Source organism: Nitrospira tepida (assembly GCF_947241125.1).
Taxonomy (GTDB): Bacteria; Nitrospirota; Nitrospiria; order Nitrospirales; family Nitrospiraceae; genus Nitrospira_G; species Nitrospira_G tepida.
The window spans coordinates 2,470,398-2,497,097 of sequence record NZ_OX365700.1 but is presented as its reverse complement, the minus strand read 5'-3'; the positions used below and the strand labels follow the sequence as shown (position 1 = coordinate 2,497,097).

Below are 26,700 nucleotides of genomic sequence, written 5' to 3'. Positions count from 1 at the left end.
CCGATCTCCTTTCTCTGATGATCAAACTGGCGGGATTCTATCATCTTTATTCCTCTCCCGATAGGTTGAGCCGTCTCGGCCGTCGCGGACCGGCCGTATCTCCTTACGATTTCCCGCCCAGCACGCGTTGAATGGTGTGCACGGCATCTCCCATCCAGGACCCCTCCGCGGCCTTTCTGCGAGCAGCCGCTTCCGCTTGCTGCTTGATGTGTTCCAGCCTCGCGCCGGTATCTTTGTAGTTGGGGTCGAGACGTTGAGTCCGGCGATAGGCCGAGGTGGCTTCCGACCAGCGTTCGAGATCTTCAAGCGTACGGCCCAGAAGATAATGGAGCGTGATCGTCCGATGGTCCAATTGCGCGGCCTGCGTGCCCAGGGCCTTGCGGAAGGCCACGACGGCCTCCGGCAATCGTCCTGAGGCGCGTAGACAGATCCCGATTTGCGCATAGGCCTGCAACGCCAGGCTGGGATCTCCGGTCAGACGTTGAAACCGGTCCATGGCCTCCTGATAGCGTCCCTCTTTCTTCAAGACCATCCCTTCGTCATACAGGGCTTGCGGATCTTCGAGCGCCGGATGGGTGTGAGTCGCTTCGGGCGCCGGTGAGTCGGCCGGCGGTTCAGCCAGCGATTCTGCTCGTTCCGCCGCCGTGGGTTCATTGTTCTGTGGCGACGGCACTCCGTCAGTCTCCGGCAGTTCGTCCGAAAGCCCGTCGTCATCCGTGGCGACGGTCGGATCCGCCTCGCTCAGTCCGGGGAGCAAGCCGCCGTGAATGAGATCGGGGCCTGTCTCGATCAGGAGGCGGCTCGTCACGTAAGCGGCTGGCTTGAGAGACGCCCGGCTCAGCGCGGCATCGCAGACTTGGTTCACGACCCGAGGGATTCCGCCGGCCATACGGCAGATCACGGCGCAGGCCCGGTCGGTGAACAGCTTGCGCCGGCCGCCGCCGATGGTCAGACGGTGCTGAATGTACTGCGAGGTGTCTTCAACGGAGAGGGGCGTCAGGTGATGGGCCACCGCGATACGTTGTGCAAAGTGCCTGGCATCCGGACGTTGGAGCAGGCTGCGAAGGTCCGGCTGTCCGAAGAGCAGGATCTGAAGCTGCGCGGTCTGGCCGTCGTTCAGATTCGACAACAGGCGCAGCTCTTCCATCAGCGGGGCCGTCAGGTTCTGAGCTTCATCCACGACCAGCAGCGCCCGCCGACCCCGCGCCATTTGATCCCGCAGGAAACCGGACAACGTCTGGAACGATTCGACTCGGTCGCTGGCCTGCCGGTCGAGGCCGAAGGCGAGCAGAATCCAAGGAAGCAGTTCGGCGGTATTGTTGGGGCCGACGGAAATCGTGCCGGCGACGAACCGGTCCGCATGCGCCGCGAGGAACTTGCGGAGCAACGTGGTTTTGCCGGTGCCCGGTTCGCCGGTCACGACCACGAAGCCCGCGCCGTTCAGCAGTCCTCGTTCCAGCATCGACCAGGCCTTCTGCTGTTGCGGGCCGGCCCAGAAAAAGTCAGGGTCCGGCAGGAGGGCAAAGGGGTTGGTCGTCAGCCCGTAACACGCTTCGTACATGATCCGCCTGTCCGGTTGATGCGAATGGCTTGATCGAATTCAACCTAGCATAGCCGTCCGTGAAGGAAAGCGATTTACAATTCCGAACAGGGAAGCATAGCAGACGGAGCCAAACGGAATTCGCAATCATGGCGTCCGATGACCATGTATCCGGAACCCTTCAGAACGACAGTTGCGCAGAGGAATCGTGTTTGGAAGATCGGCCCGGAGCACGCCGCCGCTCCTGTTCCGGTGGCCGCCCTTGCTCTGATTGTCCTTGCCCCTGGCGATAAAAGCGCCCCGACGGATGACCCTCATCGCATGACCGCGTCTCGCTCCGTCTGAAATCGTGAATTCCGGTATTTGGTTTGCTATTTGCTAGATCATCACGCTACCATGACAGGCTGCGCGCCCGGTATCTGATCCTTCGGTCTATGAAAAACTTAAGCCGCCAGGCTGTCGTGCTCGCCTTTGTCGCGATTGCCGCCTTTCTGGTTGCCCATACGCTCAACGCTTTTGTCGCCCAGGCTCTGTTGCCGCCGTTGGAGGGGACGGAAAGCTCCATCGTCCGGCCTGCCGCGGCCGGTCATGTTCAGGATCTGCGTCAACTGGCCCGCGAGATCGAAACCAGCCGCCTGTTTGCACCGCCTCCACCGTCGATGCAGGCCGCTTCTGGCAGCCCGGTCATGGGAGGGCCGATGGGACAGCCCGCCGTTCTTGCCGCTCTGGACGCGGTGAAGAAAATCCGGTTGCTCGGCACCGTCGTCGGAGACGGCGCGCAATCCTTGGCCGTCGTGGAGCATCTGACCGGCCGCCGTCAGGCCGCGTATCGCGTGGGCGACCAGGTGGAAGGGGTCGGCACGGTGAGCGAGATCCGAAAGGAGTCCATTCTGCTGACGCAAGGGCCGCTCCAGGAAGAGTTGTTCTTGGATATTCTCCAGCAGGCGGCCCCGGCCGTGGTTCCGGCCGGCGCGGTCGTGGCCCCGGCCTCCATGCCCGGACCGCTCCGGCGGTCCGTCGATCGAGCCGAACTGTCGCAGATGTTATCGGACGTGCCGAAGCTGATGACGCAGGCGCGGGCCGTTCCTCACATGAATGAGGGAAAGGTGGACGGGTTCCGCATGGACTTCATCATGAAGGGCAGTTTCTTCGAGAAGATCGGCCTCCAGGCCGGGGATGTGCTGCAACGGATCAACGGCGTCGAACTGCGCGATCCGGGCATGGCCCTGGGCCTTTTTCAACAATTAAGAAACGAACGGACTGTCGCGGTAGACGTGCTTCGGAACAGCCAGCGCACCACCTTGACCTACGATATCCGAGGGTAAGCGTCGTGACCCCGTATCCCCATCTTCACCAACCGATGTTCAATCTCTGGAAGCGACACGGTCGGCTGGTTGTTATCTCGGTCCTGCTTATCGGTTTGATGCAGACCTTGAATCCGTCATGGGCGCAGGTGACGGCGCCGAAACCCAATGGGCAGGGGGGGCGCGTCACGCTCGATTTCAACGAAGTGGACTTGCCCGTCGTCATTCGTTTCATCAGCGAGCTGACCGGCAAGAACATCGTCGTCGATGAAACCGCCAAGAAAAACAGCGGCAAGATTACGATCTTTTCGCCGACGAAGGTCACGGTGGATCAGGCCTACCATATGTTCCTCGCCGCTTTGGAGGTGAATCGTCTGACGGCCATTCCGAAAGGAAATGTGGTGGAGATCGTACAAACCGCCGAGGCGCCTCCGGAGCGCGCGGTGTTCGTCTATAAGCTCAGACATGCCAACGCGACCGATGTGGCGGCCCTCCTCACGAACTTGGTCGCGCGGGCAGCGGCTCAACCGGTCAGCACCCAACCGGGCGGGCGGCCGCCGATCCGACCGCTCACCGAGTTCGAAGCGCCGGTGCAGGTGTTTGCCGACAAGGCCACCAATTCGATCGTAATCAGTTCGACCAAGAACGCCTATACGATGCTGGAAAGCGTGATCCGCGGGCTGGATACGAAACGCAACCAGGTGTTCGTGGAAGCCGTGATCCTTGAAATCGGCGTGGACCGGCTTCGTCAGATCGGCACAGATCCTGTGCAGGCTGTCGGTGCGGGCAAGTCCGGATCGGTTCAAGGGCTGTTCGGCCTGAACCGCACGCCCGAAGATATCGCGACGATCGCACAGATTTTGAGCGGCGCCACCTCGGGCAATACGTTGACGATTCTGGACACCCTCAATGTTCGAGTCTTTCTGCAACTTCTGATGACGATGACCGACACAAATATCCTCTCCACGCCGCAAGTGTTGGCCTCCGACAACCAGAAGGCCAAGATCGTGGTCGGCGAGAACCGGCCTTTTCCGACCGGCCAGGCGCAAGGCATCACCGGGGGCACGTTGGTGACCATCGAGCGCAAGGACGTGGGCGTGACCTTGGAAATGACGCCGCAAGTCTTGGACGACGGCCTCATCCGCATTGAGGTCAAGCAGGAGATCACGGCGATCGCGGAAAGCGTAGCGCAGACGATCGGAACAGGCACGGCCTCCGTCCCGGTGGGCCCGACCACCACCAAACGGGCCATGGAGACCACGACCGTGGCGAAGGACGGGCAAACAATCGTGGTCGGCGGGCTGGTCCGCGACAACGTGACGATGAATGAACGAAAGATCCCGTTCCTGGGCGATATCCCTTGGCTCGGGTGGCTGTTCCGCTTTCAGAGCAAGCAGTCGGAGAAACTGAACCTGCTCGTCTTTTTGACTCCTCATTTGGTTCGCGATGAAGCCGACATGATCGAACTCAACAAGCGCAAGGCGCAGGAGGCGAATCTCGTTCAGCGGCTCAACCGAATCGACGAACCGACCGGCACGCAGCGTCAGATCCTCGAACAACTGATGCCGAAGACCGCCCCGCCGGCCGATGTCCCTCTGGAGGGAGTGGAGCCGACAGAAACCCCCGTTCCCCAGCCCTAACCCACATTATTCACGAACCGTCATGAATAATGTGGGTTAAGAGACGCGAAATACGTCCATTCCCTATCGCTTAAAAATACACGTATTTCGTCCTACCATTTATCCCGTTCCACTTCTTGCAATCTTCACCACGTCATACTAGGATGCGCCCGCGTGCCTCCGTCCCCGGTACAGCGCAAGCCTGGAGGACCTGTCCGTCCATCCTGTGAGACTCCGCCAAGGAGGGATTCTCGATGCGGAACTGGAATGAATCCCATTCCCAGAGGGATTGGGTGTATCGGCGACTCGTGCTTCTCCTCGCTCTCTTGCCGGTCGTGCTCATCGGGCCACATGTCGCAATGGCGGCCGAAGAACAGCAGGTCAAGGGCGTCACCAAGTCGGTGGCGGCTCCCCATGCGACCGATCGGCTTCAGGAAATGGAGAAGCGGGAGCGGGCGTCGGCGCCTCCCCGTCAGATCCAGCGAGCGGCTCCCCACCATGAAGAAGCCCCAAACAAACCCTTCCCTGACGTAAAAAAAAAGCCGGGAGGCCCCGATCGCGACAGCAATCTGTTGATCCAACCATCTCAACCAAGTGAACGTTCTGCCAGATTGCAGGCCCCCGCGGCTCCCCCGCTCAACAGAAGTTTCCCAGGCCTCATTGATACGGGATGGATCCCTCCCGACACCCAGGGGGCCGTCGGTCGCGATCATCTCATGGAAATCCTGAACAATGGAGTCGGCTTTTTTGAAAAAGCGACCGGGACCTTGCTGACCCAAGTGACCCTCAGGACCTTCTGGTCCTCGCTCGGCACGGGGATCCAGGAACCGGCCAATGATGTCTTCGATCCCAAGGTGCTCTACGATCAATATGCGGAACGATTCGTGGCGATCTCCATCGGCGGACGCGAGCCGCCCTGGTCCTGGATACTGATCGGTGTGTCCGCCACCTCCGATCCGACCGGTGACTGGTTTCTCTATGCCATCGATGCCGACCGCTTCAACGACACCCAGTTCAGCGAATGGGCGGACTATCCTGGACTAGGACTCGACGCCCGGAACTACTATGTGACGGCCAATATGATCGGTGGCGGCTCAAACAGGAAACTCTGGGTCATTCCCAAGCAGCCGCTGCTGCAAAATTCTTCGATTATGCAATTTACGGAGTTCAGGACATCACTGCTAGGCGGGTCATCCCAACCGGCCCACGTGTTTGGGAATTCTGAGTTTGAGTACGTAGTCTCCGGGAAATGGTTGATTGCCGGTGGGCCGGGACCAAATGCGCTCCGCATTGGCCGCGTCCGGTTCGCGCCGGACCCGATGTATGAAGATCTGGGCTTCATTGCCGTGAATCAGCAGCTATTTGCCCCCTCGGCGCGTCAGTTGGGAGGGGTTCCGAACTTAGAAGTCCATGGACAGGGACTCCAGAATGCGGTCTTCCGGAACGGCCGTCTGTGGACCGTTCAGCACCTCGGCAGTGCTGATTTTCAGCGGGTAGAGATCGCGTGGTATGAGATCGACCCTGCCGAAGCCTCGCTCACAGAGGCAGGGGCACCGGTGCAGGAGGGGCGGATCGGCGACAACGTCATGTCCTTCTTCTATCCGTCGATCGGGGTCAACAAGGACAACCATGTCATGATCGGCTTCAGCGAATCGTCTCCCGCGATGTATGCCGGGGCCGCTTACACCGCCAGAGAAACGGGAGACCCGCCAGGCTCGATGCAGCCGGTCGAACTCCTCAAGGAAGGGTTGGGGCCCTACTATAAAACGTTCGGAGCAGGGAGGAACCGTTGGGGCGACTATAGCGCGACAACGGTCGATCCTGACGATGATCGTACGTTCTGGACCATCCAGGAATATGCCGAGCAACCGGTTGGATCCGGCACGGTCGATGGGAATGGGCGGTGGGGCACCTGGTGGGCCGGTACCAAGTTCGGCATCTTCAACCTCACGGTCGCGAAGAGTGGCAGCGGAGCGGGCACCGTGGTTTCCGCTCCGGACGGGATTGATTGCGGTTCGACCTGCGAAGCTGTGTTCGGCAACGGGACCTCGGTCGTCCTCACCGCCACAGCGGCTTCCGGCTCGACCTTCGCCGGATGGACAGGAGGAGGCTGTTCAGGCACCGGGACCTGCACGGTCTCCACCGACGCGACTGTGACGGCGACGTTCAACACGATCCCGCCACCGCCGCCCCCACCGCCTGCACCAACTCCTTCGGGCACCGGCGGTGATGATGGCGGCGGATGTGCATTGAATCCCTCATCACCATTCGATCCTCTGTTACCCCTGCTGGTGGCCGCATCGATCGGCTATCTGATCTGGCGACACCGGCGGAGACGGTACTGACATGGTCCAGGCTGGAAAAGGATCGATTCCATGCTGAAATCCGCCTGCTCCGATCATCCGATCGGGAAAAGTTGGCTTGAGGCCTGGCGCAACGTTGCGGAAACCTGCGGCCTCATTTATCGGCCCGGATGGAGCAAGGATTCCTATTTTGTGGGAGCAGTCCTCGCCGCGATCGGATATTGGATCGTCCTGTCCGTTGCCGGCGCCGTCTCGCCGCAGAGAGGGACCGGCAGCGACTCGCTGGTTGTGCTGTCGATCGTCCTGTGGCAGCCGCTTTGTGAAGAAGTTTTCTTTCGCGGCGTCCTCCAGGGGATTCTGCTGGAAGAAACCGGCCGCCGCCTTCTCTTCGGGCCGCTCACGTTGGCCAATGTGGTTGCCAGCGTCGCCTTCGCCTCGGCTCACCTCCCCACCCATCCGCTTCTCTGGGTTGGAGGCATCTTCGTCGTCTCTCTGGCGTTCGGCTTTCTCCGGGAACGGCTCGGCAGCCTGTACCCGCTGGCATTGCTGCATATGTACTACAACGGTGGGTACCTGCTGCTGACAGGGTGGATGCAGACCTGAAGAATTTGGATGGAAACCTGTTACTTGAGCGTCTTTTCCGTCCACCAGTCCGGAAAGGCAGCCCGCACCTCTCCGGAACGGTACAGCTTGTTCGCGAGTTCCAACGCGGCCAATCCCGGAGCGGTCTTGATCACCACCATATTCGTCCCGATTGGTAGACGGGCCAACACTTCCACTTGATGCCTGTCTGCCCAGTCCTGCACCTTCTCCTGGGACCAGGATGGCTCGAGATCGACGATCACGTTTCCCGGCAGCAGGCGCATTGGACTATCCGGTGACGGGGCATCCCGAAGCACCGGCGAGAATGAGGCCCTCCCACTTCCGGAGCCGAGTTCCTTCACCAACCGATCAGGAGTCACCCCCTTTTCGACCTCCCAGAGCCGGAGACCGCGGGGGCTGTGAGGAAGGACATGGCCAAGGGGCAGGGTGGTCGCGGAACCTTGATCGGGAGCCAATTCCGCCACCTGTTCAGCGTCGAGCCAGACCCGCCGTTCGTTTGTCCCGTCATACCAGATGAAGGACGTCCCCCAACGGCCTTGGGCCGGCTCCTGGGAATGGGCCTGCGGAGGACCGTCGATCCATTCCATGCCGGCGCAACTTGCGATCGTGACAAATGCCAGAACCATCAATGGAGCCGTGTGTCTTGCCACGTGGTCCACTCCCCGTCACGTCCCGTAAAAGGTCAGCTTCCAGGAGACCAGCGTCCCTGTCAGGCCCGGACTCGAGTCTCGAATCAGCAACGTCCAATTGCCGTCCACACCCTCCCCGAGATGGCGCGCGCTGCCGAAGATCCACGCGTTGTAGTCGCCGCAGAGATCGACGCCGCTTCCCGAACAGGTGCGAGGCTCGGCCAGGACGCTCGTGGTTCCCGTGGTTTCATTGCGGAGGACGATTTCCAGCTCCTCGTCGTTGGCGTGATTGAGCGTCACCTCAATCTCAATCCATTCGATTCTGGCGATCCCGCTCGAAGCGATCGCGACCGTATTCGTGGCGGTCCCGCCGTCGGCGAGTGCCAACGACGGCGTGAGGGTGCGTGAAAAGGTGCGCTGCGGGCCGAGGTTCGTCCAGGTGCGGGCCCTGGTGACGGCGGCCTCGGCATCGACCGTGCCAAACCCGTACTTGTGATTCACGTGAAATCCGGCCCCGTTGATCATCCAGTCCGAGTCGCCGGGATCGTTCTGCCTGGCCGTTTCCGCCAACACCTGTCGCACGTCACGCCATCCCAAATGCGGATTCGCCTGGAGCATGAGCGCGGCAACTCCGGAAACCACGGCAGTGGCGGCGGACGTCCCGCCGAACTGGGTCGTATAGTTGGGATCGACCGGATCACCGCCCGATCCGGAGATATTGTACCCTTGGGAACCGGACCGGTCCGTGGTCGTGATGCCGGGCAACGCAAACCCGGGCCCGACCGTATTGGATGGAGCACAGACCCAGAGGTTGGCGCCGGGATCCGAATAGGGCGGTTGTTGCCCGGCCGCGTTGACCGCGCACACCGCCATCACGCCGCGAAAATTGGCATAACCTTCGTAATTCGAATTGTCGCCTCTCCGCGGACCGCCGTTTCCGCCGGCCCAGACATAGATGGTGCCCAGCCCGTTTCGACCGCCGGACAAACCGGCCAGCACACCCGCTTTCCAGAGTGGACCGCTGGGATGCAGGCGCCCGTCATCCGGCGCGCCCCAACTATTGTTCGAGATCCACACGCCGGCCGCATTTCTCGTCATGGCGTCGGCTTCCAGACTATCCGGGCTGATGACCCCGCTTGCGAGCAGGTTGTATCCGACCAGATTCGCATAGGGAGAGACTCCTCGGCCTCCGGCCCTGTTCGCAAAGGCCGCGGCCACCCCCGCCACTGCCGTGCCGTGACAGTCCGCCGACCCTCCGGCTTCTCTACAGGTCCCGGTGCTCACCGGCGTGGGATCGGAGCCATGGGTCAGATAATTGTGGCTCTGCCCGGAAATCACATTGGGAGCGAGATCTTCATGACCGATCTCCAGCCCGTCGTCCACCACGGCGATCCGGACTCCGCGGCCGCTGATGTCCTGATTCCACGCGCCGACGACCCGCGCATCTTCCCCGACCGTGCCGCCGCCCTGGCCGGTATTTTGGAGATGCCACTGTTGAGAGAACAGCGGATCGTCGATGACGGCGACCGGCCCGCCCACGGTCGATCCACCCGACGCCGTTTGCGTGGTGGCCGGGTTTGCGTCCTCCCCTGCCGAACAGCCGGCGAGGAGCAGATAGAGTGCCGCACCAACGACCGGCACGCCGAGTCCATGGAAGAAAGGTTGCATCATCGGGTCATGGCTCAGCGTATGCGAGGGATCGACCGGCTTTTCAGAGACGGTCTTCAGGACTATTGATCAGAGTGAGTGCCGAACGTTACCAATGAGCCCAGCTCAAATCATCTATACGAAAGAGCTAAGGCCGGCGACAGTCCCTCGTCCTCAGGCAAGCGACGACCGCCCCTTTTCTCAATTGCCTGGTCAGTGAATTCTCGACTGTATTACTATTCCTTCATGAGTTCAGGTGAAGTTCAGGATAGAGACCTGAATCATCGCCTTTTCCCTTGATCCCTCGGCCTCTAGCTAACCCGGCGCGGAACTTGCTTGGGTACTGCTCTTTCGGATAAGGTACTTCGGCAGCAATCCCGGTCGGTATTCCCCGCCTGGAGAAGCAGAGCCCGCGGTTGCCGGCCCGTGCGATTTCGTCGATAAGAAAAGGTGCGTTGGTGGCCTACGGACTCTCACTCCTCGGGAGGGTCTTGCGTGAAAAATTTCACCTCCCCGATCCCGTCCTTGAAGACGCGCTCACGCAGCAGCGGGCTCGCAGGGTACGCTTGGGCGAGTTGCTGGTCAAGAACAGAACGATGAAGGAAGAGGAAGTTCTCCAGGCGCTCGCGCAGCAGTTGGACCTCCCCTGGGTCCCCTTCTTGGATGCCACGTTGGTAAACGGCGACCTCATCAACAAGGTACCGATCGGTTTTGCCCGGCGATTCAAAGTTCTCCCCTTGCGGGAGGAGGACGACGGCGTCGTCGTAGCCACAGCCGATCCGCTCCAAGTCGAGGCCCTCGACGACTTGCGCTTGTTGCTGGGGAAACCGGTGAAGCCCGTCATTACCACGCCAATCGTGCTCCTGTCGACCCTGAATCAAGTGTATGACCGCGCGGCGGCTCCCGCGGCCGAATCGGTCATGGAGGATCTGGTCGCCGAAAGCAATCTGGACAAGCTGGCCCACGAGTTGGAAGAACCGAAAGACTTGCTGGACGCCACGGACGAGGCGCCGATCATCCGGTTGGTCAACTCGATCCTCTTTGAGTCGGTCAAACGCCGGGCAAGCGATATCCACGTCGAATCCTTCGAGCGGGGCCTGGTCATCCGCTATCGAATCGACGGGGTGCTCTATCCCGTGCTGACCCCTCCCAAGCATCTCCAGTCGAGCATCACCGCCAGGCTCAAAATCATGGCGGGGCTGAACATCGCCGAGAAGCGGCTGCCCCAGGACGGACGGTTCGGCATTCGGACCGCAGGGAAGGATGTCGATATCCGAGTCTCGGTGTTGCCGACTTCCCATGGTGAACGGGTTGTGCTGCGGTTGCTCCAGAAGGAAAACAAGCTGCTCAACCTGTCCGAGATCGGCTTTTCACAGGATCAGTTGACCATCATGCAGCAACTGATTCACCTGACCCACGGCATCATTCTGGTCACGGGGCCGACCGGCAGCGGGAAGACCACGACGCTCTACGGAGCCTTGAGCCAGATCAATGCGCCGGACAAGAACATCATCACCATCGAAGATCCCGTCGAGTATCAGCTTCAGGGCATCGGCCAGATGCAGGTCAATCCCAAGATCAATCTGACCTTCGCGGCCGGCCTGCGGTCGATTCTCCGGCAGGACCCGGACGTGATCATGATCGGGGAAATCCGCGATTTGGAGACGGCCGAAATCGCCATCCACGCCTCGCTGACCGGCCACTTGGTGTTCTCCACGCTCCATACCAACGATGCGGCCAGCGCGGCTACCAGATTGATCGACATGGGGATCGAACCTTTCTTGGTCGCGTCATCGGTAGTGGCGGTGCTGGCCCAGCGGCTCGCGCGCGTGATCTGTCCGGACTGCCGGCGCCCCTACGAGCCCAGCGATGAGGAATTGGCGCGGCTCGGGATCAATCCGGCCAAGGGCCATCCGATGCTGTATCGCGGGGTCGGCTGCCCGTCATGCGGCAATACCGGCTACCGGGGACGGACCGGCGTCTACGAGCTGTTGGTGATGGACGACGAGATTCGTCGCTTGATCGGCGCCAAGGCCGATGCCTCTCGAATTCGGGAGGCGGCCATGGGGAAGGGAATGATTCCCTTGAAGCTCGACGGAGCTGCCAAGGTCGTCAAGGGCGTCACGACGACGGAAGAGGTGATGCGGATCACCCAGCAGGAAGTGGAAATCTAGCCCGCAGTATGAAGGATTGAGAAACATGCCGGTTTCAGTACAGGGTGGCTTCGACGACAGACAAGCCCGCCGGGAGCGGCGCACGGACGCTGGGGTTGCATCGGTTTCCATGCGCGTCGCCACATTGCTCCTGCCGTGAGTTCACGACCGCCAGTCCTTACGGTCAATGACGCATAATTCCGATGCCGGTCTATGCCTACAAGGGCCTCAGAGCGGACGGCGGCACGGCGGCCGGGATCATTGACGCGGAGAGCCTCCGTGGGGCTCGGCTCAAGCTGCGCCAAGGCGGGGTCTATCCGACCGAGTTGCGCGAAACGCGGGCCTCTGGCTTGGACGCGGGCCACGCGGCCGGGCATCCGTCGCACGGCGCGCGCCCCCGTTCGCTCTCCCCGACCGACCTCGCGCTCGCCACGCGGCAACTGGCCACGTTGCTCGTCGCCGGCCTGCCACTGGTCGATGCCCTGGGCATTCTCGTCGATCAGGTGGAGAAAAAATCCGTGCAAAGCCTCTTTGCGGATATCCGGGAACAGGTGCGGGCCGGCAAGGCCCTGAGCGCCGCCCTGGGCGAATACCCGCGGGAGTTCGGGCAGATTTACACGCAGATGGTGCGGGCGGGGGAGGCCAGCGGGGCCTTGGACCAAATCCTGTTTCGCCTGTCGGAGTTTCTTGAGAAGCAGCAGGCCTTGAAATCCAAGGTGACCAACGCGCTGATGTATCCGGTGGTCATGCTGGTCGTCGGACTCGGCGTCCTGTTTCTCCTCATGACGTTTGCGATTCCCAAGATCACCGCCGTCTTTACGGACCTCGGGCAGGCGCTACCCTGGCCCACGGTCGTGCTGATGCGCGCCAGCGACCTGTTGTCCCGCTATTGGCATGTGCTGTTGATCGGTCTCGGCGCGACCCTGTATGGCCTGCGCCGCTATGTCCGCACGTCAAACGGACAATACCGGATGCATCGGTTGATGCTGAAGCTGCCGCTGATCGGCGAGATCGCGAGGAAGGTCGCCATCTCCCGGCTCAGCAGCACGCTGGCCACCATGCTGTCCAGCGGTGTACAGTTGCTCGATGCCCTCGACGTGTCACGGCGCGTGATGAACAACCGCGTGCTGGAGGCGGCCGTGGAAGAGGCCCGCCAGAACATCCGCGAGGGGGAAAGCATCGCGGTGCCCCTGAAACGGAGCGGGGAATTTCCGCCGCTGGTGACCCACATGGTCGCCGTCGGGGAAAAAAGCGGCGAGATGGAGGAGATGCTCAAGCGGATCGCCGGCATTTACGACGGCGAAGTGGACCGGGTGGTGGCCCGGGCGACCGCGCTCCTCGAGCCGATCATGATCTTGTGCATGGGCGTGATCGTCTTATTTATTGTGGTGGCGATTCTTTTGCCAATCTTCGAAATGGGACAAATGGTCCGGTGAGGTGACAATGGTCAGGCGGCGGATGAGGGTGCGAATGGGCGGGCAGCGGTGGATGATGGGCTGGCGGATCGGCCGTGCGGCCGGCTTCACGTTCATCGAGATCATGGTGGTCGTGGCGATTCTCGCCATCCTGGCGGCGTTGGTGGTGCCCCGGATCATGGGGCGGACCGATGAGGCCAAGCGCACGGCGGCGAAGGTACAGATCCGCAACATCGAGGCGGCGCTTCAGCTCTACAAGCTGGACAACGGGGTCTACCCTTCGACCGAGCAGAACCTCAAGGCGCTGGTCGAAAAACCGACCACCGGAGTCGTTCCCAAAAAGTGGAAGCTCGGCGGTTACCTGCAGAAGGTGCCGGAAGATCCCTGGGGCAACCCTTACAAATACATCAGCCCGAGCACGCGCGGGGACTACGAGATCATTTCCCTGGGGACCGACGGCGAAGTGGGCGGCGAGGGGCCCAATGCCGATATCACCAATTGGAACCTGGATAAGGACTAGCCCGCATCGTGAGACCGTTGCGATCCTCTCAAGCAGACACGGAGGCCTGGCCCTACAGAATGGGGCGAGGCTCGCACGAAGGCGGGTTTACCCTGTTTGAAATCATCCTTGTGCTCGGATTGTTGGGACTGCTCCTGGCCATTGTGGTCCCCAGGATCGGCTTGCTTCAGGATGCGGGGACCGCCGGCCGTTCATTGATCGGGTTGATCCATACCCTGAAGGGCCAGGCCGTTTCCTCGCAGCAGGTGTGGCGCCTCCACCTGGACTTGGATCAGGGGCAATACTGGGTCACGACCGTGTTTGCCGATGGAGAACGGATCCCACTCGATCCCCGATATGAAAAGCGATTCGAACTGCCCGTCGGCGTCAAGTTCGAACGGGCGGTGACAGTGTTTCAAGGCAGGCGGGAAACCGGCACGGTCTACGTTCAGATTCTGCCGAACGGGTATCCGGAGGCGGCCATTATTTCGCTGCGCGATCTGGACGACAATCGGACGCTCGTCGCGCTCCATGTCAGTAATCTGACCGGCCAGATTCGCGTCAGCGACGTGGACGTGGATCTCGCCCCCCTCCCTCCCCTTCCGGAATATGTCCGGCCGCTGTTGTTCCCGGAGATCTACGGAGGCAACCTCAGCGTCTAGCCATGCACCGAGCCGAATCTGAGAACGGTCCCCTACTTCCCAAGGAGGAGGATGCCCGCGGGTTCACCCTCTTGGAGGTCATGCTGGCCATGGCCCTGTTGGCGATTGTGCTCCCGGTCCTGTTGGGCCTGCGCAATCGGGACCTGGACCTTCGCGAACGCGCGAGAGAAATCACCACGGCTACTCTCTTGGCCCAGGAGAAGCTGCTGGAGACGGAGTTGCTGCCGGTGCTGCCGACAGGAGGAGAGCAGAGCGGAGACTTCAAGGATGCGCCGCCGGGTCTCTCCTTCCGCGCGACGGGCGAAGATCGGGCGCCTGGCTACCGCTGGAGGCGGTCCATCATGCCGACTCCGTTGGAAAAGGTCCAGGAGGTGCACGTCGAGGTGCTCTGGACTCATGGATTGAACGAAGAATCCGTCGAGCTCAGCCATTATGTCTTTCAGACCAGCGGCGCGGCCCTCTGATCACGCTGATCACGAGGAGCGCGGCTTCACCCTGATCGAATTGATCCTGGGGGTGGCCATTCTCGCGGTGGCCGCTACCTTCATCTTCGGATCGTTGACGGCGACCACCGACGCGATCGAGCGCGTGCGCGAGGACAGCACACGGGAACAGATGGTCCGGAGTTGTTTGAGCCTGCTGGCACAGGATCTCATGTTGAGCCGGAACTCCGCCACCCAGCCGTGGATCGGACAGAACCTCATCGGCGAGGGCGGCTACCCGGCGGACACCTTGGCCTTCGTGACCGGCAATCAGCAGAGCCAACAGCGAGATCGTCCGGAAGCAGACGCCGCGCGGGTGGTCTATGCGAAAGTCGGGAGAAAGCTGGTTCGATTCGTCCGGCCCAACATCTACACGCTCAGCGAAGAGGGAGTCCGGCAAACGGATGTGGCGGACCAGGTCGCCGGCTTCAACATCCGGTACTATGACAGCCAGGCGCGCGTGTGGATCGAGCAGTGGGACGGGCGCTCGCGCAAGACCCTGCCGCAGGGCTTTATGATCGAGCTCATCTTGCAACGGGAAGACGAGCCTCCGAGGACCTTTACGTCATGGCTGACACTGCCGAGTTGACGCTGGGACAACCCTCCTCCTGGTCCTCCTCCGTCCGCACCATCCTGCTCTGGTGCGCGGTGGGGGTGGCGCTCACGTTGCTGTTTTTCTTGCTGACGTTTCCGTTCGAGGCGGTGCAGGCTCGCCTGCTGGCTGAGATCGAGCGGGGCACAGGGGCCAAGGTGCAGATCGATCGGTGGCACGTGGCTTGGCCGCTCGGACTTGAATGGAAGAACGTCCAGATCAGCGTACGGGACCAGCAGGCCTTCCGGCTGGCCCGCATCGAGGCCCTACTGTCGGTGGCCGACGCGTTGCACGGCACCCCTGTCGCGGATCTCTCAGTCTGGTTGGAGGACAAGGGTGAACCGGCCGCGCTCCAGACCAGAACGGTCTTTACGGGATGGAATTTCCACGGCGTCGCCCTGGTGGAGGGCACGGCGGATCGGGTGGAGCTGGCCAAACTGATCGGCGCGCCCATTCGAGGCGGCCGGCTCAAGGGCCGGTTCCAGTTCTCAGGGAACCCGTCGGCCCAGGCAGGGAATATCGCGATTGGAAACGGAGAACTGACGGTCGATGCAACGGAGGTCGCCGTGGACCCCGTCTCCGCCCAGGGAGGGCGCATGCCGGAATGGGGCCTCGCGGTCGTTCATGGCAAGGTGACCTGTACGGCAGGACTCTGCCGCATCGTGGAGCTACGGGGAAACGGCCCGGACGGATCGGTAACCGGCAGCGGACAGGTAACGCTCGCGCAGTCGCTGGACGAGGCTCGTCTGGATCTCGCGCTGACGATTACCTGTAGTCCGTCTCTGTCTCAGCGGATGGCCGCAGTCGGAGGGTTTCCGCTGCCTCCCGGCACCCCCATTACCGTCCGGCTGGTCGGGCCGGTCGTGCGGCCGCAACTCTCTCTCTGAGCGCGAAACCAAGGAAGGGATCGTGTGACCCGTGAGTGAAAGCGTCGGACTCGACATCGGAGCTTCCGCCATCAAAGCCGTCCGCTACCGCCGGTCGTTGGCGGGACAGGACGAGGTGGAGTATTTTTACCAGCCCCTGCCCTTCCTCCAGCCAGACCAGAGAGACATGGCCGAGCGGGCCAGGCTGATCCGGCGTTTTCTCGAACGGCATCAACTGCACCGCGCGCCCATCGTGACGGCCCTTCCCTGCCGCAACCTATCGTTGCGTCGGCTCGCCCTCCCCTTTACCGACCCGGAAAAGATGGCCCAGGTCGTGCCGTTCGAGATGGAAAATCTCATTCCCATGTCCATCGAAGATGTGGCGGTCGAAGGCTTGATGCTGGCGACGAAGGACGTGACCCCAGGGACCAGGCCACAGAGCGATGTATTGGTGGCGGCCGCCCCCAAGAAGACGCTGAGCGAGCATTTGGAGTTTCTGAGGGCCGCGCGCGTGCATCCGGCGGCCGTCAACGTGGACGCGTTGGCGCTCTTTTCGGTCGTCCAGTTGCTCCGCTCCGAGGGCGGCGCGGTGCCGGAAAACTTGGCCGTCCTTGATGTGGGAGCCACGAAGACGACGATTTGCCTGATTCACCGGGATCGTCCCTGGTTGCTCCGCACCCTCTCTTGGGGCGGCAACCACCTGACGCAGGCGTTGGCCCAGCGTTATCAATGGACGCTCGAAGAAGCGGAGCGGCGAAAGCGGATGGCCACCGTCCAACTCGGCGAGGAATGGATCGAACCGCTCGTGCGGGAGGTGAGGTTGGCGCTGCATGCGTTCGAGTCCTCCACCCAAACGAGAATTCAACATCTGTGGGTGTCCGGCGGCGGCGCGAAGTTCCGCCACTTTCCCGAGTACCTCGGCCAGAAGCTCGAACTGGATGTGGTCGGCCCTCGCGAAGGGTTTGGCCAAACGAGCCCACGGGCCTTCTCGGTCGCCTTGGGGCTGGCGTTGCACCCCAAGGTGCTGGGCCGCCGCTGGTTGGCCAAATCCAACGGCGCCGCGCTCGGCTACGACCTCAAGCGGCAACTGCACGAAGGTCAGAGGGTCCGCAGCCAGGAGATCAAACAGGATACGATCTGGGCGTCGGTCGGCTTGGCCTGCCTGATCGCCCTGGGCATCGGTGATGTCTGGACGCATGTGTCGCTGAAACGTGACCAGGTCCGTCAGGATCGGGCGGCCTTGCAGGCGTTCTATCAGCGGGCGATCGGAGGCGACGCGCTTCCCGGGGAAGAAGTGGACCGGGCGCGCAGCCAAGTGGTCTCCCTGTCCAAACGGATCGAACTCCTGGAATCGCAACAGACGCCGGTGATCCCGACATTGGCCAAGCTGGTCCGGCGGCTGCCCTCGACCGGAACGGTGAGAGTGCGGGGCCTGTTGATGGAGGGACCGGGGGTGCAGCTTGAAGCGGAAACGGATTCCTTCGACTCGGTCGAACGCATCAAGAAGGCCCTGCAACAGGAGACCGGCTTTCAGGAGATCGCGGTGAGCGATGCGCGGGTCGGGGCATCGCCCAACCAAGTGATCTTCAGGCTCACGTTTACGGCGGAGGCACGCTGATGGACGCGTTGCGCCAACGTTGGAATCAACTCTCGCCGCGCGAACGGTGGCTGGTCGGCGCCGGCATGGCGGTGCTGGCCTTGGGACTGCTGTTCGCCTTGGTGCTCGACCCGCTGCTTGACGAGGCCGCCGCGCTCGACCGCCAACATCACAAGAAACGCCGCAACTACGAAGAACTCGTCCAGATCGCGGTGCAGCATCAGGAGTTGCGCGACCGGCTGGCGTCGATCGAACAACGACTGGCGCGAAGCAGCGGATCGTTCTCGTTGCTGGCGTTTCTCGAAGAAACGGCCGTCGCCACCGGCGTCCGCGACCAGATCGTCGGCATGCAACCCCAACCGGCGACCGAGGTGTCCGGCTATCAAGAAAATGCCGTGGAAATGCGGCTCGACGGTCTGCAACTGCCGCAGCTCCTGGCGCTGGTCGGCGCGATCGACGGGGCGCCGGCTTTGGTGGAAATCAAGCGGCTCCAAGTCGTCCCGCGCTACGACAGCCCCCATTTGCTTCAGGTGACGATCAGGATCTCCTCCTATGAAAAGGTCGGATGAGCGGGGCATTGCGCTGCTCCTGGCTCTGCTCGTGCTCACGCTGCTGGTCGCGATTATTCTCGACTTCGACGCGGAGGCGCGGCGGGAGTTTCGGGATGCGGCCGTGTTCCGGGACGGCTTGAAGGCGACGACCATCGCGCGGGCCGGCATCCAGGCGGCGCGCGCGGTCCTCCGGCAGGACAGCCTGTTGGAAGCGAGAACCAAACTCCACTACGACGGGCCGGGCGACCTTTGGATGATGCCGTTGACCAACTTTCCCCTTGGAGACGGCATCATCAACGCTGTCATCGAAGACGAGCGCGGCAAGCTGAATCTCAATCTCCTCGGGGGCTTGAACGATCCCGTGGCCAAACGGTCCACCCTGCTCCGCTTCAAGCGCCTGTTCGAGCTGATCCAGGTCGATCCCCGCGTAGTCGACGCCATCGTCGATTGGATCGATGCCGATGAAGCGCCGGAGGCCGACGGGGCGGAATCGTCGTATTATCAGACCCTCCGCCCCCCCTATCGGGCCGCCAATGAACCGCTGCAAAGCTTGGAGGAATTGCGGCTGGTCAAGGGCGTCACCCAGGACATGATCGACAAGATGGCCAAGTACGTGACGGTCTTTCCTTCACAAACAGACGGCCGCATCAACCTGAACACCGCCCATCCGTTGGTCATACAGGCCTTGGACCTGCGCATCAGCGCCGCCATCGCCGGCGAGATCATCCAAGGACGTCCCTACAAGACGATGCAGGATCTTGATCGCATCTCCAGTTTCGAACCGATCGCCAAGGAACTGCGATTGACGCAAGCCTACGACATCAAGAGCCAGTTTTTCTCTATTCGCGGGACGGTGCGGGTCAACGAAGCGGTGAAATCCGTCCTGGGGGTCGTGAAACGGGACGAAGCCAAGGGAGACACCACACTGCTCTTTGTACAGATCCGCTAAGGTTCATAGACCAATTTTCGACAAGGCGACATAAAGCAACATCTCCACATCTCCATCGATTGCACGCGTCTCGACGCAAGTCGTCTTATCGAAGGACGCGGTTTCACTCACCTTTCTTGCTCACGAACAGCATAGCCTTGCGGCCGGAGCGGAGCTTTTCTCCCACGCGCAGTAGCCATGGATACTTGGCTTCTCCCGCCAAAGAGGCGCTCAGAGCCCCTTGCGACCAGGAAGAAAAGTCTGTTACTGTTCCATGCACGGTTGGCACAAGGAGGCTTCATGAACCCGGCAGATACCCTCATGCTTGACGCGAAGCAGGCCATCCTCGATGAGGCCCACCGCCGGTTTCTGGTCCTTCAAGAGGAGGGCCGGAGCGAAGAGGCCATGCAGCAGTTTCAAGTAACCCTCAGTTGCGCCTCAGACTTGCTGAACGAATCCTTGCAGATCCTGGAGCGAGTCCTGGCGGAGCAGCAGCGTGCGGAGCAAGACCCTTCCGACTCGCCTGGCGACAAGCCGCTCTCCTAAGTCCTTTCTCGTATTTGTCCTTGGACAGGCCCTGCATAGGGCCAGTTGTCTTTCTCTTGTGCGTATCGCAAATCCCTGTTTCACACTGTTGAAACGGGTTTGCCGTTCCGAGTCAGATGCGAAAGTCAGACGAAGCGCTGGCCTTGGTTGCCTTGACAGGATGGGGAGCGGCTGATATAGGAACACGGCAACGGTGGCTACGACTGGAATTTCTGGCGCTGGCGTAGCTCAATCGGCAGAGCAGCGGTTTTGTAAACCGCCGGTTGGAGGTTCGATTCCTCTCGCCAGCTCCATACCCTGCTTGACTCGACCCGGAGCAATTGACGCCGCCGGATACATCCCTCCAGCGATACTTCGATTGCTTGACTGGCCAGGGGTATACGGCAGCATAAGCAACCGCTTTTTCGTTCCTGTCTCACCCTGACACTCATCGAGACCCAAGGCACCCACCTGGTAGCAAGGTGTTAGCAGCATTGATTAAGCGCGTCTCATATCAGTAGGACATCTGGCTACCGCTCTGCTACCGAAACAAGCCAAACCACGTCCATCCATCCGTGACGATGGTCTCTCGGAATCCTCGACTTGTCGGACGATAAATCTTGCTGGATCAGGTCTAGCAGGGTGTTGAAAAACTAGCATGCACGGCTCAAATTTTCCCCACCTCGCTCAACCGCCAACAGCTTCTGGCAATCCGAGAGGAGCCTGGCCGTTGTCTTCTGGTCTGTTGCGGCTCGCTGAACATAACCAGTCCCTCTTGGGGAGATCAGGTGGCCGGTGCCGGCGCCTGCAGGCGGCTGATACGGAGCAGGTTGTAGGCGGCGCCGACGAGCAAGGCGGCATGCTGCGTCCGTGCGAGACCTCGGAAGCGGGTCTTGCGCAAGCCGCCCACGGTCTTGAGCCAGCCGAAGATCTCTTCCACCCGTTTGCGAATCCGTTGGCTCAGCGCGTAGCCCACCGTGCGCGTGATGCGGCCATCGAGGCCGGGTGTGCGCCGGCCTGCCACCCGCGCCAGATGGGGACGAATGTGGCGCCGACGCAATTGGCGCACGAAGTCCCTGCAGTGATAGCCCTTGTCCGCCCCGAGTGTACGGGGGCGAATGCCCCGGCTGGCCTGCCGGCGCAGCATGGCCAGGGCCGTCTCCCGCTCGGCGGTCCCGGTGGCCGGCGCGATCTGCAGATCCACACACAGGCCGTGCCGGTTCTCCATCAAGACATGGCCGGAGAAGCAGAGCTTGGCCTCTTTGCCCTGGCCCTTACGGGCCAACCGAGCTTCCGGGTCCGTCGTGCTCTGATGCGTGGCGTTGGTGCGCCGCTCCCCATGAAAGTCCACGGTAGGATTACCGGGATCGTCCGGCGGTGCCGCCGCCGGGGCGGCCTTGGGCGTGACACTTTTGAGCGAGGCCCAGGCTTCGATCAGCGTGCCGTCCACGGTGAAGTGCTCATCCGAGAGCAGCCCCTCGCGGCGCGCGGCGGTGACCACCGCGTCAAAGAACCGCTGGGCCACCTCGTGCTGGAGCAGCCGCTCACTGTTCTGGCTGAACGTGCTGTGATCGAACCCCGGCTCATCGAGATTCATGTCCAGAAACCAGCGAAACAGGATGTTGTAGTTGAGCTCCTCGCAGAAGAGCCGATGCCCACGGATGGAGAACAGCGCGATCAGCAACTCGCTCTTCAGCAGCCGCTCGGGAGGGATCGACGGCCGTCCCGTCGAGCTGTACATCTCGTCAAAGGTCCGCTCCAGGGTCGCCAAGACTTCGTCAGCCCTCGCCTTGATCGCTCGCAGGGGGTGGGTGGCCGGAACTCGGGCTTCGGGAGACACGTAACTGAACATGGCTTGCTGAGCAGTCACCTCACCGCGCATCGTTCTCCCCCCTGGTTGTGTGAACGGCTGCACGGTGCTAATACTTATTCTGTGAAAGTCAATGGCTTTTTCAACATCCTGCTAGTGGGGTATGTTCTGAACTTGTCGGCCGTTGTTCGCCAACTCCATTGGCTTGAAATCGCGGACCTGGGATCGTGGACGGTACCAAACCCCTCATTCACCTCGTCAATCGCACGATCAATCTCCATCGCATCCTCTACTGCGAACGGCAGGTCTACCAGGACGAATGGACCGTCAAGGTGTTTCTGACTGGACAGACGACTCCACTGGTCCTATGCCAGGCGGAGGCCAAACTCTTCTGGAGCCATCTGGAGGGGATGTCGACGACCTTGGGCTAGGAACCTGTCCGACATTGACCTTTCTACTGCGGCGAACGATGTCCCGGCATCTGCTTTGTTCTCGTCCCGAAAAATCCTCAACGTATTCCAGCGAATACGCCTCCGGTTTTTCGCAGCCTGCGGCCGTGCATCTGCCAGCACCTCCTTCACCTCGTCACGAACGGCAATGCCGGACAGGCTCCTAGTCACCGGCCCACAGCCGGCTACGACTGAATAATTTCTTCTCCGGCTTCGAACTCTTCCGCCACCTCCTCCACCTCTCCCTCGATACGGCTCTTGGTCGTGGAGGGATGCAAGCCGTATTTTCTGAGCATCTTGTAAAAATCAGCCCGATACCGGCCGGCAAATTGGGCGGCGCGCGAAATGTTGCCGTTGGTGAGTTGCAACACGCTTTTGAGGTAGTTCCGCTCAAAGTCCTCTTTTGCCTCGGTCAACGGCTTAAGCGGAGCCTCCGTCACCGCCGTGATGGACGGCAGGAGATCCGGCGTGATCAGGTCCTGGCGCGACATGATCACGGCCTTTTCGATCGCATTTTCCAGCTCGCGCACGTTGCCCGGCCAATGGTACATGCCGAGTTTCTGCATCGCGGAGGGGGTGAACCCGGTCACGTTCTTGTTGGTTCGGCTGACCGATTGCTTCAGGAAATGATGGGCCAGCACGGGAATGTCGTCCCGCCGTTCTCGAAGCGGCGGAATGACCAGGGGGACCACTTGCACGCGATAATAGAGATCGCTCCGGAACGTGCCCGACTTCACGGCTTCGCCCAAGTCCCGATTGGTCGCCACGATGATGCGCACATCGACTTTCGTGGTATGGTCCGCGCCGACTTCCTTGACTTCCCGGTCTTGCACGGCGCGCAGCAGCTTGACCTGCATGGAGAGAGGCATCTCTCCGATCTCGTCGAGAAACAGGGTTCCACCGTTGGCGCTTTGGAACAGGCCCTTCTTCGCGGCATGGGCGTTGGTGAAGGCGCCTTTGACGTGTCCGAACAGCTCGCTCTCGAACAGGGTTTCGGGAATCGCCGCGCAGTTCAAGGCGATGAAGGGCCCCTGGGCGCGGCGGCTGTTGGCATGAACCACGCGTGCCACGACTTCTTTTCCGGTTCCGGTTTCTCCCAACAGACAAATCGTCGCATCGGTGTCGGCCACCTGGGCGATCTGTTGGAACAGCCGCTGCATCTGCGGGCTCCGCGCGACGACGTTCTCCATGCCGTACAGCTCTTTGACGAGCAGCTTGAGCCGCTGAATCTCCCGGCTCATCCGCTGTTGGGACAAGGCCTTCTCCAAGCTGGCCTTCAGTTCCTTGTCGTCAAACGGCTTGGTCAGGTACCCAGTGGCGCCCCGCTGCATGGCTTCCACCGCGTTCGGGATGCTGCCGTGCGCGGTGAGGATGATGACCGGCAGGCCGGGATGAATCCGGAGCAGCTCCTCCGTCACCATCAGCCCATCCTCGCCCTTCAGGCGCAGGTCGGTAATGGCCAGATCAAACACGCCCTTTCTCGCCTCGGCAAAGGCCTCCTGGCCGGTCGTGCAGGTGGTGACGGCGAAGCCCATGGACGTGAGCCGCATCTTCAGGAGATGCAGCAGCCCTTCGTCGTCATCGATCACGAGAATCTTTTCTTTGTCCATGGCATTCCTCATCAGGGTTTGGGCTCCCCTTCGAGCGGGAGCGGAGCGGGCGGCGCCGGGGGCCGCACGGGTCTGGCCTTTTCTCTCATTTCCTGGTCGATTCGCTTGAGGGCCTCAAGCTGATTGGTCAGTTCCTCGATTTTCTTATCTCGCTGCTCGAGTTGCGCTTGCAGCGCCTGCACCATGGCCGGGTCCGACCCGGGACGGGGCGGTTCCTTCTTTCCGGCCAGTTCCTCGATTTTCTTCTGCCGTTCGGAAAGTTCCCGCTGCAGCGTTTCAACGGTGCTGAGATCGGATTCTTTCGAGGACGCGATCTGTTGGAGTTCTCCTTGTCTGACAAGCAATTCTCGGGCCAGATACTCGACCGTTTGGGTTAGCAGCTCCCTTTCTCGAGCGATGGCCTGGGCGTTCCAGTGCGCCGCCATCCAGGAATCACCATCCTTCGCATTCGACCCCGCCCGTAACAACTGCACCCAGGCCTGGCTGGCCTGCGACAATTTTCCCTTTGGGGCCAGGCTCACAACCTTTTGAAAATGTGTGATTGCGCTATCGCGATGTTCGAAGAGCGCCGTCAGACCACGGTTGAAGTAGGCCTGGTCGCAGGTATTGGTCGCCTGGCATTTGGCAATCAACGCATCCTGTCGCCGGATGAGGGATTGAAACCCCCGTTGGTCGAGCCCATCCAACCGAAACACGGGGGCGGAACCTGGTTGAGGTGTATGGATTGTACTACAGGCAGCCGCGAGAAAGCACCACCCTATCATCAGACTATAGGGTATGGCATCACAGGCCCGAGGGAGGAGTCCTCTCATGGCTCTGAACCCTCTTTGGCCAAACGCAGGATGAATTTCACCGTCGCTCCTTTCCCTCGTTCGCTTTCGATCCAGATTCGCCCCCCATGGGCCTTCACGACCTGTTTCGCCAAGGCGAGGCCCAGCCCGCTCCCGGCGACGGCTCGCGATCCCTGGCTGCGGCCTTGATAAAACCGCTCGAAAATATGCGGCAGGTCCTCCGGATTGATCCCCGGCCCATGATCCACGACCGAGACCAGCAGCAAGCCTTGCTTCGGCTTGGCTTCGGCGAGGATCCGCACGACCGACCCTTCCGGGGCGAATTTTAGAGCATTGGAGAGCAGGTTATCGAGCACCTGTTCAATCCGCATGAAATCGGCCTTGATCCACAGGCGGGATTTGGGCAGGTCGCTGAGAATCTGCACATGCTTGGAGTCGGCCAAGAGCCGGATCTTGTTGACGCAGACCTCCACCAGCCGGTGAAAGTCCGTCGGGACTATCCGATACTCCATCATCCCGGCTTCCATTTTGGAGAGGTCCAGGATCGTGGAGATGAGCCGGATCAGGCGCCGGCTACTGTCGGACATGATGCGCAACGTCTCTTTCTGATCGGGCGTGACCGGGCCTGGGATTTCGTCCAGCAGCAGTTGCGTGCCCTCTTGAATCGAGGCCATGGGCGTCCGGAGTTCATGGGAGACATGCGCCAGGAATTCCGACTTCATGTCGTCCAACTGTTGCAGCTTCTTCCCCATCCAGTTCACGGTGTCGACCAGTTCCTGGAGATCCTGCGGCGCCGAGATCTGGAGCGGCGCTCCGAAATTCCCCTGCCCGATATGTTTGATGTGGGACTGCACCCGGCGGAGCGGACGCAGAATGCTGTAACTGGCGATGCCGGCGACCACCAGGCCGAACAACAAGGCCACGACGATCAGGTGTCGGGTCGCCGCCTCGGCTTTGGCGGCACTCGCGTACGCATGGCTGATGCCGATGCTGACGCTGGCCTGCCGCAGATCCGTGTAGGCCTGCAAGGTCTGCGTCATGCGATCGACGATCGCATCCCTCGTGCTTTCATAGGAGGGGGAGAGCCGGCCCGGTATCGCCGGCTGTCGCTGCGTTTCCTGACGGAACAGGTTGACCTGTTCTCTTCGCAGCCGTTCCACGTCGGCCAACAGTTTTTGGGCTTGGGGATTCCGCTCGGTCGCCCGCAGCGTCGCCAAGGTCCGGCTGAACTCCTCCCCTTCCTCTTCTGACTGAAGCAGAAACGCCGGATCCCGGACAGCCAGGAATTTCTTTTCACTCTGGATGCCGCCGAGCAGCAAGGTCGTCAACCGCTTGCTGGTTTCGATGGCGGGGTAATGGCTGACGGCCATTTCCGTGGTCAGGATCGTGATCTGCCTCAATTGGAACAGGGCGTAGATCGTCACCCCGGTCATCACGCCGATGATGACCAGGATGGTCAAAACCAGCCGCCAAAAAATCGGAAGTCCCATGGGCGTCCGGCGTGCTCTCAGACCTAGTCCGAGATTCCTTACACTATTTACCGTGGCGGAACAATGTCTGGCAAAGCAATTCTTCACGGGCGCGCCGCGGGCTCGCGGCGCGCACAACCGCCATCAGGTCTCGCCGGGCGCCAGAGGTCGATTGCAGGGGTCTCTCGCGATCCGGTATCCTGCGCCATCACAACCCGGCCGGCGCGGCGGTGGAAGCGGTCGGGCCGTGAATCGGACGGATCGTTCACCTGGATTGGGCAAGCAGGCAATCGATGGCGACGCGGGATCACGAGTGGCCGGCCTATGTGCAATGGTATTGTTGCCCCTCTTGCCGGCGCTTATGGACATACCAAGGCAGTGAGATGGTCGTCTTGGAAAGCCAGTTTGCCCTGGCGCCCGCCCTCCCAACCCCCGGCGTGCCGGCACGCCCCTGTCTGGCTTGCGAAGGCAGAGTCTCGGCTCCGACGACGAGAATTTAACCCGCATTATTCATGAACGCTTCTGCTGCAATCGCGGATTCGCCGCTGCAACAAGCTGGCATGCAGTTTCACGGCCTGCCAGCGGGCGGGCTCGCCACTCGGTCGGTTCGACGTACTGTTTCAAGTACGCCTTGTATCTTGGAATTGTGGTACATG

23 protein-coding genes and 1 tRNA gene are annotated in these 26,700 nt (G+C 61.4%); 17 read left to right on the top strand and 7 right to left on the bottom strand.

Features of this window, described 5'->3' with window-relative positions; genetic code table 11:
- Positions 1–103: 103 nt before the first annotated feature.
- The gene (locus tag QWI75_RS11845) at positions 104–1,561 is read right to left on the bottom strand and encodes an AAA family ATPase (protein WP_289268781.1); all 1,458 of its coding nucleotides are present in this window, start codon (positions 1,559–1,561) and stop codon (positions 104–106) included.
- A 413-nt stretch (positions 1,562–1,974) separates the two neighbouring features.
- On the opposite strand from QWI75_RS11845, the gene gspC reads away from it, so the two are divergent.
- The 4 genes from gspC to mrtJ all read left to right on the top strand — a co-directional run bounded on the left by gspC (position 1,975) and on the right by mrtJ (position 7,369).
- Positions 1,975–2,865 carry a type II secretion system protein GspC gene (gene gspC / locus QWI75_RS11840; protein WP_289268780.1) on the top strand — a complete coding sequence of 297 codons (891 nt, stop codon included), beginning with the start codon at positions 1,975–1,977 and terminating at the stop codon, positions 2,863–2,865.
- A 5-nt stretch (positions 2,866–2,870) separates the two neighbouring features.
- A complete protein-coding gene (locus QWI75_RS11835; RefSeq protein WP_289268779.1) occupies positions 2,871–4,484 on the top strand; it encodes a type II secretion system protein GspD in 1,614 nt (537 codons plus the stop codon).
- A gap of 233 nt (positions 4,485–4,717) precedes the next feature.
- A complete protein-coding gene (locus QWI75_RS11830) occupies positions 4,718–6,808 on the top strand; it encodes a JDVT-CTERM domain-containing protein (protein ID WP_289268778.1) in 2,091 nt (696 codons plus the stop codon).
- A gap of 30 nt (positions 6,809–6,838) precedes the next feature.
- Positions 6,839–7,369 (top strand): JDVT-CTERM system glutamic-type intramembrane protease MrtJ, encoded by a 531-nt coding sequence (gene mrtJ, locus QWI75_RS11825; RefSeq protein ID WP_289268777.1) that lies wholly within the window; start codon positions 6,839–6,841, stop codon positions 7,367–7,369.
- Positions 7,370–7,389: 20 nt separating this feature from the next.
- Here mrtJ and QWI75_RS11820 read toward each other — a convergent pair whose 3' ends face one another.
- Complete coding sequence (locus tag QWI75_RS11820; RefSeq protein ID WP_289268776.1) at positions 7,390–8,019, bottom strand: S8 family serine peptidase; 630 nt, start codon at positions 8,017–8,019, stop codon at positions 7,390–7,392.
- A 15-nt stretch (positions 8,020–8,034) separates the two neighbouring features.
- A complete protein-coding gene (locus QWI75_RS11815; protein WP_289268775.1) occupies positions 8,035–9,669 on the bottom strand; it encodes a S8 family serine peptidase in 1,635 nt (544 codons plus the stop codon).
- Positions 9,670–10,103: 434 nt separating this feature from the next.
- Here QWI75_RS11815 and gspE point away from each other — a divergent pair, with 434 nt between their 5' ends.
- From gspE to QWI75_RS11755, 12 genes are all read left to right on the top strand, one after another.
- Positions 10,104–11,819: a type II secretion system ATPase GspE gene (gspE, locus tag QWI75_RS11810; RefSeq protein WP_289268774.1), complete on the top strand. Its 1,716-nt coding sequence runs from the start codon at positions 10,104–10,106 to the stop codon at positions 11,817–11,819.
- 182 nt (positions 11,820–12,001) lie between these two features.
- On the top strand, positions 12,002–13,234 hold the full coding sequence (gene gspF, locus QWI75_RS11805) for a type II secretion system inner membrane protein GspF (protein WP_289268773.1): 1,233 nt from the start codon (positions 12,002–12,004) through the stop codon (positions 13,232–13,234).
- Positions 13,235–13,268: 34 nt separating this feature from the next.
- Positions 13,269–13,733, top strand: coding sequence for a type II secretion system major pseudopilin GspG (gene gspG, locus QWI75_RS11800; RefSeq protein ID WP_289268772.1), 465 nt, complete (start codon positions 13,269–13,271; stop codon positions 13,731–13,733).
- 8 nt (positions 13,734–13,741) lie between these two features.
- A complete protein-coding gene (locus QWI75_RS11795) occupies positions 13,742–14,374 on the top strand; it encodes a hypothetical protein (RefSeq protein ID WP_289268771.1) in 633 nt (210 codons plus the stop codon).
- Positions 14,375–14,376: 2 nt separating this feature from the next.
- Positions 14,377–14,838, top strand: a complete 462-nt coding sequence (locus tag QWI75_RS11790; protein WP_289268770.1) for a type IV pilus modification PilV family protein — start codon at positions 14,377–14,379, stop codon at positions 14,836–14,838.
- Entirely contained in the window at positions 14,807–15,445 is a 639-nt protein-coding gene (locus QWI75_RS11785; protein WP_289268769.1) for a type II secretion system protein GspJ, read from the top strand. The genes QWI75_RS11790 and QWI75_RS11785 overlap by 32 nt, the downstream gene beginning before the upstream one ends.
- Complete coding sequence (gene gspN, locus QWI75_RS11780; RefSeq protein ID WP_289268768.1) at positions 15,424–16,335, top strand: type II secretion system protein GspN; 912 nt, start codon at positions 15,424–15,426, stop codon at positions 16,333–16,335. The genes QWI75_RS11785 and gspN overlap by 22 nt, the downstream gene beginning before the upstream one ends.
- Before the next feature lie 31 nt (positions 16,336–16,366).
- A complete protein-coding gene (gene pilM, locus QWI75_RS11775; protein WP_289268767.1) occupies positions 16,367–17,932 on the top strand; it encodes a pilus assembly protein PilM in 1,566 nt (521 codons plus the stop codon).
- The gene (locus QWI75_RS11770; protein ID WP_289268766.1) at positions 17,932–18,480 is read left to right on the top strand and encodes a type II secretion system protein M; all 549 of its coding nucleotides are present in this window, start codon (positions 17,932–17,934) and stop codon (positions 18,478–18,480) included. The genes pilM and QWI75_RS11770 overlap by 1 nt, the downstream gene beginning before the upstream one ends.
- Positions 18,464–19,411 (top strand): type II secretion system minor pseudopilin GspK, encoded by a 948-nt coding sequence (gspK, locus tag QWI75_RS11765; protein ID WP_289268765.1) that lies wholly within the window; start codon positions 18,464–18,466, stop codon positions 19,409–19,411. Before QWI75_RS11770 ends, gspK begins: the two co-directional genes overlap by 17 nt.
- Before the next feature lie 279 nt (positions 19,412–19,690).
- Entirely contained in the window at positions 19,691–19,936 is a 246-nt protein-coding gene (locus QWI75_RS11760; RefSeq protein WP_289268764.1) for a hypothetical protein, read from the top strand.
- 217 nt (positions 19,937–20,153) lie between these two features.
- Positions 20,154–20,229 (top strand) — tRNA-Thr (locus QWI75_RS11755).
- 470 nt (positions 20,230–20,699) lie between these two features.
- Here QWI75_RS11755 and QWI75_RS11750 read toward each other — a convergent pair.
- Positions 20,700–21,797: an IS5 family transposase gene (locus tag QWI75_RS11750; RefSeq protein WP_289268763.1), complete on the bottom strand. Its 1,098-nt coding sequence runs from the start codon at positions 21,795–21,797 to the stop codon at positions 20,700–20,702.
- A gap of 155 nt (positions 21,798–21,952) precedes the next feature.
- Here QWI75_RS11750 and QWI75_RS11745 point away from each other — a divergent pair, with 155 nt between their 5' ends.
- Positions 21,953–22,156, top strand: a complete 204-nt coding sequence (locus tag QWI75_RS11745; RefSeq protein WP_289268762.1) for a hypothetical protein — start codon at positions 21,953–21,955, stop codon at positions 22,154–22,156.
- A gap of 203 nt (positions 22,157–22,359) precedes the next feature.
- Here the strand turns inward: QWI75_RS11745 and QWI75_RS11740 are convergent, their stop codons facing one another.
- From QWI75_RS11740 to QWI75_RS11730, 3 genes are all read right to left on the bottom strand, one after another.
- The gene (locus QWI75_RS11740) at positions 22,360–23,784 is read right to left on the bottom strand and encodes a sigma-54-dependent transcriptional regulator (RefSeq protein WP_289268761.1); all 1,425 of its coding nucleotides are present in this window, start codon (positions 23,782–23,784) and stop codon (positions 22,360–22,362) included.
- Between the two features lie 11 nt (positions 23,785–23,795).
- Entirely contained in the window at positions 23,796–24,479 is a 684-nt protein-coding gene (locus QWI75_RS11735; protein WP_289268760.1) for a hypothetical protein, read from the bottom strand.
- Between the two features lie 113 nt (positions 24,480–24,592).
- On the bottom strand, positions 24,593–26,065 hold the full coding sequence (locus QWI75_RS11730) for a sensor histidine kinase (protein ID WP_289268759.1): 1,473 nt from the start codon (positions 26,063–26,065) through the stop codon (positions 24,593–24,595).
- Positions 26,066–26,700: the final 635 nt, after the last annotated feature.

Bases quoted from the DNA above. Each gene is read 5' to 3' on its own strand.
- mrtJ (WP_289268777.1), top strand. From the start codon at position 6,839: ATGCTGAAATCCGCCTGCTCCGATCATCCGATCGGGAAAAGTTGGCTT.
- QWI75_RS11730 (WP_289268759.1), bottom strand. From the start codon at position 26,065: ATGGGACTTCCGATTTTTTGGCGGCTGGTTTTGACCATCCTGGTCATC.
- QWI75_RS11830 (WP_289268778.1), top strand. From the start codon at position 4,718: ATGCGGAACTGGAATGAATCCCATTCCCAGAGGGATTGGGTGTATCGG.
- gspG (WP_289268772.1), top strand. From the start codon at position 13,269: ATGGGCGGGCAGCGGTGGATGATGGGCTGGCGGATCGGCCGTGCGGCC.
- QWI75_RS11785 (WP_289268769.1), top strand. From the start codon at position 14,807: ATGTCTTTCAGACCAGCGGCGCGGCCCTCTGATCACGCTGATCACGAG.
- gspC (WP_289268780.1), top strand. From the start codon at position 1,975: ATGAAAAACTTAAGCCGCCAGGCTGTCGTGCTCGCCTTTGTCGCGATT.
- QWI75_RS11750 (WP_289268763.1), bottom strand. From the start codon at position 21,797: ATGCGCGGTGAGGTGACTGCTCAGCAAGCCATGTTCAGTTACGTGTCT.
- gspK (WP_289268765.1), top strand. From the start codon at position 18,464: ATGAAAAGGTCGGATGAGCGGGGCATTGCGCTGCTCCTGGCTCTGCTC.
- QWI75_RS11790 (WP_289268770.1), top strand. From the start codon at position 14,377: ATGCACCGAGCCGAATCTGAGAACGGTCCCCTACTTCCCAAGGAGGAG.
- QWI75_RS11760 (WP_289268764.1), top strand. From the start codon at position 19,691: ATGAACCCGGCAGATACCCTCATGCTTGACGCGAAGCAGGCCATCCTC.
- QWI75_RS11845 (WP_289268781.1), bottom strand. From the start codon at position 1,561: ATGTACGAAGCGTGTTACGGGCTGACGACCAACCCCTTTGCCCTCCTG.
- QWI75_RS11740 (WP_289268761.1), bottom strand. From the start codon at position 23,784: ATGGACAAAGAAAAGATTCTCGTGATCGATGACGACGAAGGGCTGCTG.
- gspF (WP_289268773.1), top strand. From the start codon at position 12,002: ATGCCGGTCTATGCCTACAAGGGCCTCAGAGCGGACGGCGGCACGGCG.
- QWI75_RS11815 (WP_289268775.1), bottom strand. From the start codon at position 9,669: ATGATGCAACCTTTCTTCCATGGACTCGGCGTGCCGGTCGTTGGTGCG.
- gspN (WP_289268768.1), top strand. From the start codon at position 15,424: ATGGCTGACACTGCCGAGTTGACGCTGGGACAACCCTCCTCCTGGTCC.
- QWI75_RS11770 (WP_289268766.1), top strand. From the start codon at position 17,932: ATGGACGCGTTGCGCCAACGTTGGAATCAACTCTCGCCGCGCGAACGG.